The following is a 13,174-nucleotide window of genomic DNA, read 5'->3' as shown; positions in this document are numbered from 1 at the left end:
CGGCCGTGCGCATCCGTGAGCTGGTCGAGGACGACCTCGACGCCGTGTTCCGCCTCCGCAAGCTCGCGTTCAACTCGACCGAGCGACCCCAACGGGTCGTGAAGCCCGGGTCGCACGGACTCGTCGCCGAGATCGACGGCCGGGTCGCCGGAGTGCTCGGCATCGGTGCCTACGCGCAGTTCTACGGCGGCGCCGCGGTCCCCATGGGCGGGATCGGCGGTGTCGCCGTCGACGGCGCGCTGCGCGGGCGCGGTGTGGCGAACGCGCTGCTCCGCGAGGCACTGACGACCATGCGCGAGCACGGCCAGGCGATCTCGGCGCTCTACCCGACCGTGCCGACGCTGTACCGCAAGTTCGGCTGGGAGCGCACCGGCGTCTTCGAGTGGGTCGAGCTGCCGATGGACAGGCTGCTGTCGGTGCCGCGGCCGTCCGAGCCGGTCCCGTCGCGCCCGGCGGGGGAGAGCGACCTCGCCGCGCTGCACGACTGCTACCTCGAGGTGGCGCGGACGGTCGACGGCCTGGCCGACCGCCGGCCGCCGCGGATCGACCTCGCCAAGGTGCTCGAGATGGACCTCGTGAGCGTGCTGCCCGGTCCGAACGGCCTGCGCGGCTACCTGACGGCCACCCGCGAGGCCGGCGGCGACATGGGGCGGCTCAAGGTCTCCGACCTCATCGGCGTCGACGTCGAGGCGCAGCTCACCCTCCTGGCGTCGCTGGCCTCCTGGGCGGGCACGCTCGAAGCGGTCGACCTGCGGATCACCGACCCGGCGACGGTGGACCTCCTCGGTGGCACGCCCCTGCGCCATTCGGTGTGGACCTCGACGTGGATGCAGCGGGTCGTCGACCTGCCCGCCGCCGTGGCCGCACGGGGCTGGCCCCGGCTCGCGAACGCCGCGGTGGACCTGGAGGTCGTCGACGAGCACGCGCCGTGGCACGCCGGTCTCCACCGCCTCGTCGCGGAGGACGGAGCCGTGCGCGTCGAGCCCGGCGGCAGCGGGGCGGTGCGGCTGCACGCGCGGGCACTCGGACCGTGGTTCGCCGGTGCCCAGAACACGCACGCGCTGCGGCGCGCGGGTCTGCTGGAGGGCGATCCGGCCGACGCGGTGGTGCTCGACCAGCTCGCCGGATCGGCCGGGACGCCGAGGCTCGCCGACTTCTTCTGACGCGCGTCACTGTTCACCCGAACGGCTCGTTCGAGTAACAATGGGGTCGTGGCGGGGGACCAGGACGACGTCAGGCATGCCTACGGCGACAACATGGGGTGGCGCCTCAAGGGCTACGCGAAGCGCCGCAGCGGGGCACCGGTCAGCGCGCGGGAGATCACGCGCGAGCAGTTCCTCCGGATCCGGCCGCTGTTCGACGCCGAGGACAACCCGTGGCTGGTGGACCTGAACGAGGTGGTCCCGGACATCCGGCAGCGCGTCGAGCAGGTGCTCGGCCCGCTCGACCCCGACCAGGACTACTACGTCACCGGTCACCCGCTCGACTGGGACAGGGACCCGGTGCAGGTGGCGCGGGACCTGCTCGACGTCCGGTACCCGCTCGCGAGGGCGGCGTTCCTCGGCGGCAGCGTCGCGGCGGGGACCTACACGGCGAACTCCGACCTGGACATGGTCGTGATCGTCGACGACCTGCCCGGCGCGTTCCGCGAGACGCTGCAGCACCGCGGCTGGCCGGTGGAGCTGTTCTGCCACACGCTCGAGTCGTTCCAGGACTTCGTGGCCAGGGACGCCGAAGGCCGACGGCCGCCGTTGCTGAACATGTGCGCCAAGGGTTTTCTCATGCTCGACGCCGACGGCACCGGGCAACGCCTGCGAGCCGAAGCGCGCGCTCTGCTGGACGCCGGCCCGCCTCCTCCGACGATCACCGAGCTGGAAGACCGCCGCTACGGCACCACCGACCTGCTGGAAGACCTGATCGGCGCACGGGACGAGGACGAACGGCTGTTCGTCGCGGCGAGGCTGCTGACCTGCGCGGGCGAGCTCGCCCTGGTCGTGCAGAACCGGTGGCTCGGGCACGGCAAGTGGCTGCTGCGGCGTCTGCGCGACGCCAAGGAGGACGAGCTCGTGGACGCCTACCGGGCGTTGGTGCGCGGTGAGGGCGCCGAGCGGTTCATCGCCGTCGTCGAGGCCGTGCTGGAGTCCGCGGGAGGGCGCATGGAGGCCGGTTACCGCCGGGCTGCGCCCCCGCGCTGACCAACTACGCTCTCCGTTCGTGCTGCTCGTCGTCCTGGAGCTGATCGGTATCGCGGTCTTCGCCGCCTCCGGGGCGGTCGCCGCGGTCCGCGCGCGCCTCGACGTGTTCGGCGTGACCATCCTGGCCCTCACGACGGCGTTGGGCGGTGGCATCGTCCGCGACGTCCTGCTCGGCGTGCACCCGCCGACGAGCCTGCGCAACTGGCCGTACCTGCTGGTCGCGGGCGGCACGGGCCTGGTCGTCTTCTGGTACCACCCGCAGGTCGCGAAGCTCCGCCGCAGCGTGCTGCTGCTGGACGCCGTGGGCCTCGGCCTGTTCGTCACGTCCGGCACGTCGACCGCGCTCGCCCTCGGCGCCCCTCCGTACGCGGCGTGCCTGATCGGGATGACGACGGGCATCGGCGGTGGAGCGCTCCGCGATCTCCTCCTCCGGGAGATCCCGCTGGTCCTGAGGAGAGAGATCTACGCCGTCGCGGCTCTCGCCGGAGCGGTCGTCGTCGCGGTCGGCGAATGGGTGAAGCTGCCCAAGGGCCTGGTCGCGCTCACCGGTGCGTCGTTGATCATCACCATCAGGCTGATCGCGCTCTGGCGGAAGTGGAACGCGCCGGTCGCACGGGGCCTGGAGGGCTAGCGGGAAACTAACGCGGTACTCACACCCGCAGTTAGGGCCCTTCTCAGGCGGCTCTCAGATCCCTCGGCAAGACTGCTCCCATGCGCATCCTCGTTGTCGATGACGATCGGGCGGTCCGGGAGTCACTCCGCCGCTCGCTCCAGTTCAACGGCTACCAGGTCGAGACTGCCGGGGACGGCATGCAGGCCCTGGAGTCGGTGACCGCCGCCAGGCCGGACGCGATGGTGCTCGACGTGATGATGCCGCGCCTCGACGGGCTCGAGGTGTGCCGCAGGCTGCGCAGCACCGGCGACGACCTGCCGATCCTCGTGCTGACCGCGCGTGACGCCGTGAGCGACCGGGTGTCCGGGCTGGACGCCGGTGCCGACGACTACCTGCCCAAGCCGTTCGCGCTGGAGGAGCTGCTGGCCCGGTTGCGCGCCCTGCTGCGCCGCGCCGCCCACGACGACGACGTCGCCCAGAAGTCCGCCGCCGCGCTCAAGTTCGCCGACCTGGAGCTGGACCCGTCCACCAGGGACGTCCGCCGCGGTGACCGGCCGATCAGCCTCACCCGCACCGAGTTCGCGCTGCTCGAGCTCCTGCTGGCGCACCCGCGCCAGGTGCTCACCCGCAGCCGCATCCTGGAGGACGTGTGGGGCTACGACTTCCCGACCTCGGGCAACGCGCTCGAGGTCTACGTGGGGTACCTGCGCCGCAAGACGGAGGCGGACGGCGAGCCGAGGCTGATCCACACGGTGCGCGGGGTGGGCTACGTCCTGCGGGAGACCCCTCCGTGATCCTCGAGCCCCAAGGACGCCTCCAGCGGGCGTCGCTGCGGGCCCGGGTCACGTGGCTCGCGGCGTTCTGCGTGGCCGGTGCGGTCGCGTTGGTCTCCCTCGGTGCGTACATGGTCGTGCGCAAGAGCACGTACGACGCGCTCGACGACGGTCTGCGCCAACGCGCCGCCACGGTGGCGAACAGCAAGAAGGTCACCTCGCCCGACGAGGTCGCCAACTACCCGGCGGCGTTCCTCGCGGCCGGTGACGTGAAGATGGGCGTGCTGCTGGCCGACTCCGGCAAGCTCATCTACCCCAAGGAGTCCGTGCCGCCGCCGACGGTCCAGGAGTCCTGGGACGTCGCGGACGGCGAGCGCGAAGAGTTCATCTGGACCGACCACAAGACCGAGACGCGGGTCATCGCGGTCGGCTACCAGCCCGGCCAGGCGATCATCATCGCCCAGTCGATGACACCGCAGCGCACGACGCTGGCCAAGCTCAGCGTGGTCCTGCTGCTCATCGGCGGTGCCGGCGTGCTGCTCGCGGCCATCGCGGGCACGGCGGTGGCGCGCACGAGCCTGAGGCCCGTGCAACGGCTCACCGAGGCCACCGAACGCGTGACGAACACGGGCGACCTGACGCCGATCCCGGTGTCGGGCGACGACGAGCTGGCCCGGCTGACGCACAGCTTCAACGCGATGCTCGGCGCCGTGGCGGAGTCGCAGGAACGGCAGCGCCGCCTGGTCGCCGACGCGGGCCACGAGCTGCGCACGCCGCTGACGTCCATGCGCACGAACCTGGAGCTGCTGCTCGCGTCGGAACGCCCGGACGCCCCCACGCTGTCCGACGAGGACAAGCGGGAGATCCAGTCGGACGTGCGCGGCCAGCTCGACGAGCTGACCACGCTGATCGGCGACCTCGTCGAACTGGCCCGCGAGGACGCCCCGCAGGTCGTGCACGAGCCGGTCGACCTCGTCGAGGTCGTGGAGCGGTCGCTCGACCGCGCCCGCCGGCGCGCCTCGAACAACGTCAGGTTCGACGTGCAGCTCCAGCCGTGGACACTTCTGGGTGATTCCAGCGCCCTGGAACGGGCCGTGCTGAACCTCCTCGACAACGCGGTGAAGTTCAGCCCGCCGGCCTCGACGGTGCGGCTGGGCCTCCGCCAGCTGGGCGACGGCAGCGCCGTCGTGGAGGTCGCGGACGCGGGCCCCGGCATCGCGGATGCCGATCTACCTCACGTTTTCGAGCGGTTCTACCGTTCGTCCGAGGCGAGGACCCTGCCGGGTTCGGGTCTCGGGCTCGCCATCGTGAAGCAGGTGGCGCAACGGCACGGCGGCACGGCCACGGCGGGCAGGGCCCCCGAGGGCGGAGCCCTGTTCACGTTGCGCCTACCCGGACGACCGTAAGGTGGGAGCGTGAGTCATCGCGTGAACGACGATTCTTCGTCGACCTGGGAGACGACGCCTCCCGCCGGAGACGGTCCCGCCGAGCCCACGTCGCGCTTCAAGACGTCCGGTTCGCGGTCTTCGCGGTCTTCCTCCTCGCACGAGGAGGAGGCGGCGCCGGGGTTCTCCAAGAAGAAGGCGAAGAAGAAGCAGCCGTTCTGGAAAGAGCTGCTGGTCATCTTCAGCGTGGCGCTGCTGCTGACCGTCGTCATCCAGACGTTCGTCGCGCGCGTGTTCGTCATCCCGTCGGCCTCGATGGAGTCGACGCTGCACGGCTGCACGGGCTGCGTGAACGACAAGGTGCTGGTCGAGAAGATCACGTACCTGTTCAGCGACCCCCGGCCGGGCGACGTCGTCGTCTTCCGCGGCCCGCCGAACTGGACGGGCGGCAAGCAGCCCCCGAGCTTCGTGGTCGGCACGCTGCAGGACCTGGGCTCGATGGTGAACCTCTCCGAGCCCAGCGGCACGGACTTCATCAAGCGCGTCATCGCCGTCGGCGGCCAGACCGTCGAGTGCTGCGACGACCAGGGCCGCGTCCTCGTCGACGGCAAGCCGCTCGACGAGCCGTACCTGAACTTCGGCGGCGGCGTGCCGCAGCAGGACTCGTTCGAGAAGGTCACCGTCCCCGCGGGCAAGCTGTGGGTGATGGGCGACAACCGCAACAACTCGTCGGACTCGCGCAAGCACGGCGACCCGACGCCCGCCGACGGCGCGATCCCGGTCGAGAACGTGGTGGGCAAGGCCCGCGTGATCGTGATCCCGGTGAGCCGGTGGGGCGGTATCTCGGACCACAACCCGCAGACCGGCGGGAAGTAGCCGCAAGACGTGCGAAGAGGGCGGGGACCACGCGGGTCCCCGCCCTCTTCGCGTTCGGCCTCAGCCCTTCGTCGATCCCAGCGTCAGTCCGCCCACGAACTGCCGCTGCAACACGAAGAACACGACCAGGGTGGGCAGCGCGACCAGGAGAGAGCCGGCTGCGATCAGGTTGTTGTCCGTGAAGAACGTGCCCTTCAGGTTCTGCAGCGCCGAGGTCACCGGCATCTTGTCGCCGTCCTGGATGAGCACCAACGCCCACAGGAAGTCGTTGTAGATCCAGGTGAACTCGAGCGTGGCCAGTGCCGCGAGCACCGGCCGGCACAGCGGCAGGGTGAGCTGCCAGTACTGCCGGAACACCGACGCCCCGTCCACGCGGGCGGCCTCGGTCAGCTCGTACGGGATGGTCTTCATGTAGTTCGACAGCACGAACGTGCAGAAGCCCATCTGGAACGCGATGTGGATCAGGATCACGCCGAGCGGTGAGTCGATCAGCGACTCGCTCTCCGACATCCACGCCGGCAGCTCGATCAGCCGGTACAGCCTCCACAGCGGTGTCACGATCACCTGCTGCGGCAGCAGGTTGCCGGCGGTGAACAGCATGAGCAGCGCGATGTTGAGCTTGAAGCTGAACCGCGAGACGCCGAACGCCACCATCGAGCTGAGCACCAGCGTGATGACCAGCGCGGGCACGGTGATCAGGAAGGTGTTCCAGTAGAAGTGCGGCAGGTCGCCGATCTCCCACGCCTTCGCGAAGTTCTCGAACGTCAGCGACTTCGCGATGGAGAAGTAGCCGTTGACCGACGTGTCCTCGTAGGTCCGCAGCGACGCGTAGACCGCCCAGAGCAGCGGGGCCAGCGTCATGAGGCACGTCAGGACGAGGAACACGTGCAACGCGACGCGGGCGGGCGTCACCGGGCGCTTCTTCTTGACCCCGACCGTCTCCGACGGCCGTTCCAGCGTGGCCGTCACGTCCGGTTCTCCTTGCTGAACACCTGGTACAGGTACGGGATGATGACGCCGAGCGAGATCGTCAGCAGGATCACCGCGACCGCGGAGCCCCGGCCGATGCGCGAGGCCTCACCGATGATGTTGTCGGTCACCAGCACCGACAGCAGTTCCAGGCCGTTGCGCCCCTTGTTGATGACGTACACGATGTCGAACGCGCGCAGCGCCTCGATCACCGTCACCACCGCGACGACGATGTTCACCGGTTTCATCACCGGGAACGTGACGCGGAAGAACGTCTGCGTCGCGGAGGCCCCGTCCAGCGCCGCCGCTTCCTTCAGCGCCGGGTCGACGGACTTCAGGCCCGCCAGGTACAGCAGCATGATGTAGCCGGTGTGGCGCCACGCGGCCGCGACGAGCACCGCGTAGAGGTTGATGTCCGAGTCGCCGATCCAGTCGACGGGGTCGTCGCCGAGGCCCAGCACCGAGTTCAGCAGGCCGCCGTCCGGGGTGTAGATCAGCTGCCAGATGAAGCCGACCAGCGCGAGCGACAGCACCATCGGCAGGTACAGCGCGCTCTGGTAGATGCGGCTGAACCGGAGCTCCCGGTCGAGCAGCACGGCCAGCAGCAGGCCCACCGAGGTCGGGACGACCAGCAGGAACAGCAACCAGATCAGGTTGTGCTGCACCGCCGGCCAGAACCGCGGGTACTCGGTGAAGATCTCGACGTAGTTGGCGACACCGATCCACTCGATGTCCTCGAGGCCGCCGATGCCGTTCCACCGGCTGAACGACAGCGCGACCGAGCCCAGCGTCGGGATCCACACGAACAGCAGGTGCACGATCGTGGGAATGCCGAGCATGAGCGCGAGCACCAGCGTGTCCGTGCCCGCGAGGGCGGTGGCACGCTTTCCACGCCGACGAGGCGGCGGCCCGGAGGGGGCCACCGCCTTCGGCTTCTCCTGCACCGCGGTCACTTGAAGATGTTCTTCGCCTGGTCGGCCATGCCCTTGAGCACGGAGTCGATGTTGTTCGGGTCCTTGATGAACTCGATGAGGCCGTTGGTGGCCGCCTCGCTCGCGAAGCCGGGGTCGGTGTCGCGGTCGAGGAACTGCGTGATGTGCTTGGCGTTCTTGATGACCTCGGCCGCCTTCTTCTGCAGCGAGTTGTAGCCGGAGGTGTCCGCCTTCTGGTTGGTCGCGACCACGGACGAGTCGGACTTCAGGTAGGTGAGCTGCGGCTCGGCGGTCGACAGGTACTCGAGCAGCTTGAGCGCGCCCTCGGAGTTGCCGGGCTTCTTCGCCATCATGTAGCCGTCGATCGGCGCCTCGACCGTGTCGGTGCCGTGCTCCGGGTTGATCTCCGGGAACGGGAAGAAGTCGAGGTCGTCCTTCTCGGCGTCCGGGAACTGCTGGCCGAGGAACGAGCCCAGCAGGTACATGCCGGACTTCTTCTGCTGCAACGTCTGCGCGGCTTCCTGCCACTCGCGGCCGAGCGCGTTCTCCTGGTGGAACGGCAGCAGCCGCTTCCAGGTGTCGAAGACGTCCTTGACCTTCTTGTCCTGCCAGTCCTCCTTGCCGGCCAGCAGGTCGACGTGGAACCGGTAGCCGTTGATGCGGAAGTTGAGCTGGTCGAACGTGCCCATGCCCGGCCAGCCCTGCTTCTGCGCGAAGGCGATCGGGATCAGGCCGTCGGACTTCATCTTCGTGGCGAGCGCGACGAGCTCGTCGAGGGTCTTCGGGATCGCGTAGCCGCGCTCCTGCCAGACGCTCTTGCGGTAGAACATGCCCCACGGGTACTGCGTGAACGGCACGAAGTACTGCTTGCCGTCCGAGCCCGTCGACGCCTGCTTGAGCGCGTCGGAGTAGTTGCCGCCGACCTTGCCCCACAGGTCGCTGAGGTCGCCGGTGAGGCCCTGGTCGGCGAAGAACCGCATGCGGTAGCCGGCGAACCACGCGAGCACGTCGTCCGGCTTGCCCTGCAGGTAGTTGTTGATCTGCTCCTGGTACTGCTCGTGCTGCTTGGTGTTGATCGTGACCGACAGGCCGCCGGACTGGCCCTCGAAGCCCTTGAGGGCGGCCGTGATCGCGTCCTTCGGCACCTGGTCGGACAGGTTGTTGCCGAACGTGACGACCTTGGAGTCACCGCCCGAGCCGGAACCGCCGCCACAGGCCGCGAGACCACCGGTCGCGGCCACGCCGGCACCGGCCAGCATGATCCGCAGCATCGCTCGCCGACCGAAGTGCGGTAACGGAGTGGAACCAGGCGTGTGCAGAACCATCATCGCTCCTACAGGTGACACTCGCGTGCGAACCGAACAGGACTCCAACAAAGTTGCGCACAATGTGGTCGCAGTCATACACCATGTCAAGCCCCGTTACGGAGCTGTTAAACCCGTGCGCAGTCGGCTTCTGGGAGTTTCCGGTACTTTTCCCGGTCCAACCGCACACGAACCCCACACGAAGTCGTGTTTGCTTGTGTTGACGTTGGGGGTTGTCGTCGGCCACTCTTGCGCCCGTGACGACTTGGCCGACCCACCTGCCTGGCCTCGCCTGGGGGGCTGACTACAACCCCGAGCAGTGGCCCGAACACGTCTGGTCCGAGGACGTCGAGCTCATGCGCAGGGCCGGGGTGAACCTGGTCAGCGTGGGGATCTTCAGCTGGGCGAAGATCGAGGTGAGCAAGGGCGAGTACCGCTTCGACTGGCTCGACCGCGTGATGGACCTGCTGCACGCCGGCGGCATCCGCGTCGACCTCGCGACCGCGACCGCCGCGCCCCCGCCGTGGCTCACCACCGAGTACCCCGAGATGCTGCCGGTCCGCGCGGACGGCGTGCGGCTCTCGCACGGCTCGCGGCAGGCGTACTGCCCGTCGTCGCCGATCTACCGCGACCGGGCGACCGCGCTCGCCGCCGAGATGGCCTCGCACTACCGCGACCACCCGGCACTCGCCGCGTGGCACGTCGGCAACGAGTACGCGTGCCACGTGAAGCGCTGCTACTGCGACACGTGCGCCGCCTCGTTCCGCGAGTGGCTGGCGAGCCGCTACACGCTCGACCAGCTCAACGACGCGTGGTCCACGGCGTTCTGGAGCCAGGGCTACACCGACTTCGCGCAGGTGCTGCCGCCGCGCGTCACGCCGACCTTCCAGAACCCGGCGCACGTGCTCGACTACGACAGGTTCTCCGACGACGCGATCCTCGAGCTGTACAAGGCCGAGCGCGACGTCCTGCGCATGATCACCCCGGACGTCCCGATCACCACGAACTTCATGGCGAACTGGACGTTCGGCGACCTCGACTACTGGAAGTGGGCCCGCGAGGTCGACTTCGTCTCGAACGACCACTACACCGAGGCCCAGTCGCCCGACCGGCACGTCGAGCTGGCCATGTCCGCCGACCTGGTGCGCGGGCTCGCGGGCGGCAAACCGTGGCTGCTCATGGAGAACTCGACGTCCGCGGTGAACTGGCAGCGACGCAACATCGCGAAGCTGCCGGGGGAGATGCGGCGGCACTCGTTCCAGAACATCGCCCGCGGCGCGGACGGCACGCTGTTCTTCCAGTGGCGGCAGTCGCGCGGCGGCAGCGAGCGCTACCACTCGGCGATGGTGCCGCACGCCGGCACGGAGACCAAGGTGTACCGCGAGGTCTGCGAGGTCGGCGCCGAGTGCGGCAGGCTCACCGAGGTCGTGGGCTCCACTGTGGACGCTTCGGTCGCCGTGCTCTACGACTTCCAGTCCGGGTGGGCGCTGCGCCAGGACGCGCACCCGACCAACGACTTCGACCACTACCGGCACGTCCTCGGCTACTACAAGGCCCTGTGGCAGGCCGGCGTCACCGTCGACTTCGTCGCGCCGGGCACGAACCTCTCGGCGTACTCGCTCGTGGTCGTGCCGGCGTTCTACGCGGTGTCGGACGCGCACGCCGCCGTGATCGCGGACTACGTCGCGGGCGGCGGGCACGTCCTCGTCACCTACCTGTCCGGTGTCGCCGACCAGCACACGCGCGTGCGGCTCGGCGGCTACCCCGGCGCGTTCCGCGACGTGCTCGGGGTCTGGTCGGAGGAGTTCCACCCGCTGCGCGAGGACGAGACGGTCACGCTGACCGACGGCTCGACCGCGTCGTTGTGGACGGAGCACCTGCACACCCGCACCGCCGACATCGTCGTCTCCTACGAGGACGGACCGTTGCCGGGAGTGCCGGCGGTGACGCGCAACGCGTTCGGCGGCGGTGTCGCGTGGTACGTGGCGTGCGACCTCGACGAGGGCGGCCTGAGCCGAACGGTGGAAAACGCGCTTTCCGAAGCGGGCGTCGCGGTGTCGCGTTCGCCGATTGAGCTCGTGCGGCGCAAGGGCGACGTATCGTTCCTCTTCGCCGTGAACCACACCGGCACCGATGCGCAGATCGAGGCGTCCGGTGTCGACGTGTTGTCCGGCACGCAGGTCTCCGGACGCCTCACCGTGCGCGCCGGGGACGTGGTCGTCCTCAGGGAAGAGGTGTGAGGTGCTGGCACGTCAGCGGCAGGCGGTAATCATCGAAGAGGTCCGGCGGACGGGGGCGGTGCGCGTCAGCGACCTGGTCGTCCGGCTCGGCGTCTCGGACATGACCGTGCGCCGCGACCTCGACGTGCTGGCCGCGCGCGGCCTGGTGGAGAAGGTGTACGGCGGGGCGACGTCCGTCGTCGGGCGCTCGACCGACGAGCCCGGGTTCGAGGCCAAGTCGGTCCGCCAGCTGCCCGAGAAGGAGGCGATCGCGGCCGCCGCCGCGGGCCTCGTGCGCCCCGGTACCGCCATCGGTCTGTCCGCCGGCACGACGACGTGGACATTGGCCCGGTTCCTCGACGACATCCCGGACCTGACCGTCGTCACGAACTCCATCCGCGTCGCCGACGTGCTGCAGCAGAGCGGGCGCACCGACCGCACGGTCGTGCTGACCGGTGGCGTGCGCACGCCGTCCGACGCGCTCGTCGGCCCCGTGGCCGTGCAAGCGCTGCGGTCACTGCACCTCGACGTGGTGTTCCTGGGCGTGCACGGCATGGCCGAGCGCTCCGGCTTCACCACCCCGAACCTCAACGAGAGCGAGACGGACCGCGCGCTCGTCGACGCCGCCGGACGCGTGGTGGTGGTCGCGGACCACGAGAAGTGGGGCACCGTGGGCATTTCCACGATCGCCGACCTCGACGAGGCGCACGTCCTGGTGACGGACGAAGGTTTGCCGGACGACGCGCGGGCGATCCTCAGCGAACAGGTCGGCGAGTTGGTGTTGGCTCATGTTCCAGGAAGTGGCGAGGAGTTGGCGTGAGGCGTACCGCGGGGAAGCTGGCGGACGGCCGGGAGATCATCTACTTCGACGACAGCGCCGATGCGCCGCCGCGGGTGGCGGTGGACTCCCGGGACCTCCCCGAGACCCAGCCGATGTCCGAGGTGCGGCTGGACCCGCTGACCCGCGAGTGGGTCGCCATGGCGGCCCATCGTCAGACGCGGACCTACAAGCCGCCCGCGGACCTCTGCCCGCTCTGCCCGTCGACACCGGGCAGGCCCACCGAGGTCCCCGAGTCCGACTACGACGTCGTCGTGTTCGAGAACCGCTTCCCCTCGCTGGCGCAGAACGTGCCGGACGTGCCGTCCACTGTGGACGGTGAGGAGCTGTTCGTGCGCGCGCCGGGCCGCGGGCGCTGCGAGGTCGTGTGCTTCACGTCGGACCACACGAAGTCGTTCGGCGAGCTCTCCGAGTCGCGCGTGCGCACCGTCGTCGACGCTTGGGCGGACCGCGTCGCCTTCTTGTCAACGTTGCCAGGGGTCGAGCAGGTCTTCCCGTTCGAGAACCGCGGCGAAGAGATCGGCGTGACGCTCTCGCACCCGCACGGCCAGATCTACGCGTACCCGTTCGTCACGCCGCGCACCGAACGCATGCTGTCCGCCGCCAAGGACTACTACGCCGAGCACGGCCGCCCGTTGTTCGGCGACCTGCTGGAGGCCGAGCTGCGCGCGGGCGCGCGCGTGGTGGAGCAGTCCGAGCACTGGGTGGCGTTCGTGCCCGCGGCCGCCCGCTGGCCCGTCGAGGTCCTGCTGGCGCCGCGCCGCCAGGTGCCCGACGTCGCCGCGCTGGCCTCAGTGGAGCGTGACGACTTCGCATCGCTCTACCTGAAGGTGCTGCACCGGCTCGACGCGCTCTACGACCGGCCGCTGCCCTACATCGCGGCCTGGCACCAGGCGCCGGTGAACACCGGTCGCGAGGAGATGTGGCTGCACCTGCAGGTCTTCTCCGTCCTGCGGACGAAGGACAAGCTCAAGTACCTCGCGGGCTCCGAGTCCGGCGAGGCCGTGTGGATCAACGACGTGACGCCGGAGCAGATCGCGGAACGGCTCCGGGCAACACACAAGTAGCTC

Annotated in this window: 12 protein-coding genes; 9 read left to right on the top strand and 3 right to left on the bottom strand. The window is 69.6% G+C overall.

What is annotated here, in order from left to right; all coding sequences use genetic code 11:
• Nucleotides 1-5 precede the first annotated feature (5 nt).
• The 6 genes from V1227_RS24800 (at nt 6) to lepB (ending at nt 5,842) form a co-directional block, all read left to right on the top strand.
• The gene (locus V1227_RS24800; RefSeq protein WP_329787899.1) at nt 6-1,163 is read left to right on the top strand and encodes a GNAT family N-acetyltransferase; all 1,158 of its coding nucleotides are present in this window, start codon (nt 6-8) and stop codon (nt 1,161-1,163) included.
• A 48-nt stretch (nt 1,164-1,211) separates the two neighbouring features.
• Nucleotides 1,212-2,195 carry a nucleotidyltransferase domain-containing protein gene (locus V1227_RS24795; RefSeq protein ID WP_329787898.1) on the top strand — a complete coding sequence of 328 codons (984 nt, stop codon included), beginning with the start codon at nt 1,212-1,214 and terminating at the stop codon, nt 2,193-2,195.
• Nucleotides 2,196-2,214: 19 nt separating this feature from the next.
• Nucleotides 2,215-2,826, top strand: a complete 612-nt coding sequence (locus tag V1227_RS24790) for a trimeric intracellular cation channel family protein (RefSeq protein WP_329787897.1) — start codon at nt 2,215-2,217, stop codon at nt 2,824-2,826.
• Nucleotides 2,827-2,906: 80 nt separating this feature from the next.
• The gene (locus tag V1227_RS24785; RefSeq protein ID WP_090097311.1) at nt 2,907-3,602 is read left to right on the top strand and encodes a response regulator transcription factor; all 696 of its coding nucleotides are present in this window, start codon (nt 2,907-2,909) and stop codon (nt 3,600-3,602) included.
• Complete coding sequence (locus V1227_RS24780; protein ID WP_442916357.1) at nt 3,599-4,987, top strand: sensor histidine kinase; 1,389 nt, start codon at nt 3,599-3,601, stop codon at nt 4,985-4,987. The genes V1227_RS24785 and V1227_RS24780 overlap by 4 nt, the downstream gene beginning before the upstream one ends.
• A 9-nt stretch (nt 4,988-4,996) precedes the next feature.
• A complete protein-coding gene (gene lepB / locus V1227_RS24775) occupies nt 4,997-5,842 on the top strand; it encodes a signal peptidase I (protein ID WP_329787896.1) in 846 nt (281 codons plus the stop codon).
• Between the two features lie 60 nt (nt 5,843-5,902).
• Here the strand turns inward: lepB and V1227_RS24770 are convergent, their stop codons facing one another.
• From V1227_RS24770 to V1227_RS24760, 3 genes are read right to left on the bottom strand one after another with little or no spacing between them, the layout of a single operon-like run.
• The gene (locus tag V1227_RS24770) at nt 5,903-6,811 is read right to left on the bottom strand and encodes a carbohydrate ABC transporter permease (RefSeq protein ID WP_329787895.1); all 909 of its coding nucleotides are present in this window, start codon (nt 6,809-6,811) and stop codon (nt 5,903-5,905) included.
• Complete coding sequence (locus V1227_RS24765; RefSeq protein WP_329787894.1) at nt 6,808-7,764, bottom strand: carbohydrate ABC transporter permease; 957 nt, start codon at nt 7,762-7,764, stop codon at nt 6,808-6,810. The genes V1227_RS24770 and V1227_RS24765 overlap by 4 nt, the downstream gene beginning before the upstream one ends.
• On the bottom strand, nt 7,761-9,014 hold the full coding sequence (locus V1227_RS24760) for an ABC transporter substrate-binding protein (RefSeq protein WP_329787893.1): 1,254 nt from the start codon (nt 9,012-9,014) through the stop codon (nt 7,761-7,763). The genes V1227_RS24765 and V1227_RS24760 overlap by 4 nt, the downstream gene beginning before the upstream one ends.
• A 290-nt stretch (nt 9,015-9,304) precedes the next feature.
• Here V1227_RS24760 and V1227_RS24755 point away from each other — a divergent pair, with 290 nt between their 5' ends.
• The 3 genes from V1227_RS24755 to galT are packed head-to-tail and all read left to right on the top strand — an operon-like array spanning nt 9,305 to nt 13,171.
• Complete coding sequence (locus V1227_RS24755; protein ID WP_329787892.1) at nt 9,305-11,287, top strand: beta-galactosidase; 1,983 nt, start codon at nt 9,305-9,307, stop codon at nt 11,285-11,287.
• A 1-nt stretch (nt 11,288) separates the two neighbouring features.
• Nucleotides 11,289-12,086, top strand: a complete 798-nt coding sequence (locus tag V1227_RS24750) for a DeoR/GlpR family DNA-binding transcription regulator (RefSeq protein ID WP_065914902.1) — start codon at nt 11,289-11,291, stop codon at nt 12,084-12,086.
• Complete coding sequence (gene galT / locus V1227_RS24745) at nt 12,083-13,171, top strand: galactose-1-phosphate uridylyltransferase (protein ID WP_329787891.1); 1,089 nt, start codon at nt 12,083-12,085, stop codon at nt 13,169-13,171. The genes V1227_RS24750 and galT overlap by 4 nt, the downstream gene beginning before the upstream one ends.
• Nucleotides 13,172-13,174 lie beyond the last annotated feature (3 nt).

Origin of the sequence: Lentzea sp. DG1S-22, from assembly GCF_036321065.1 — a bacterium.
Classification (GTDB): Bacteria; Actinomycetota; Actinomycetes; order Mycobacteriales; family Pseudonocardiaceae; genus Lentzea; species Lentzea jiangxiensis.
This window is presented reverse-complemented; position numbering and strand designations above follow the sequence as displayed.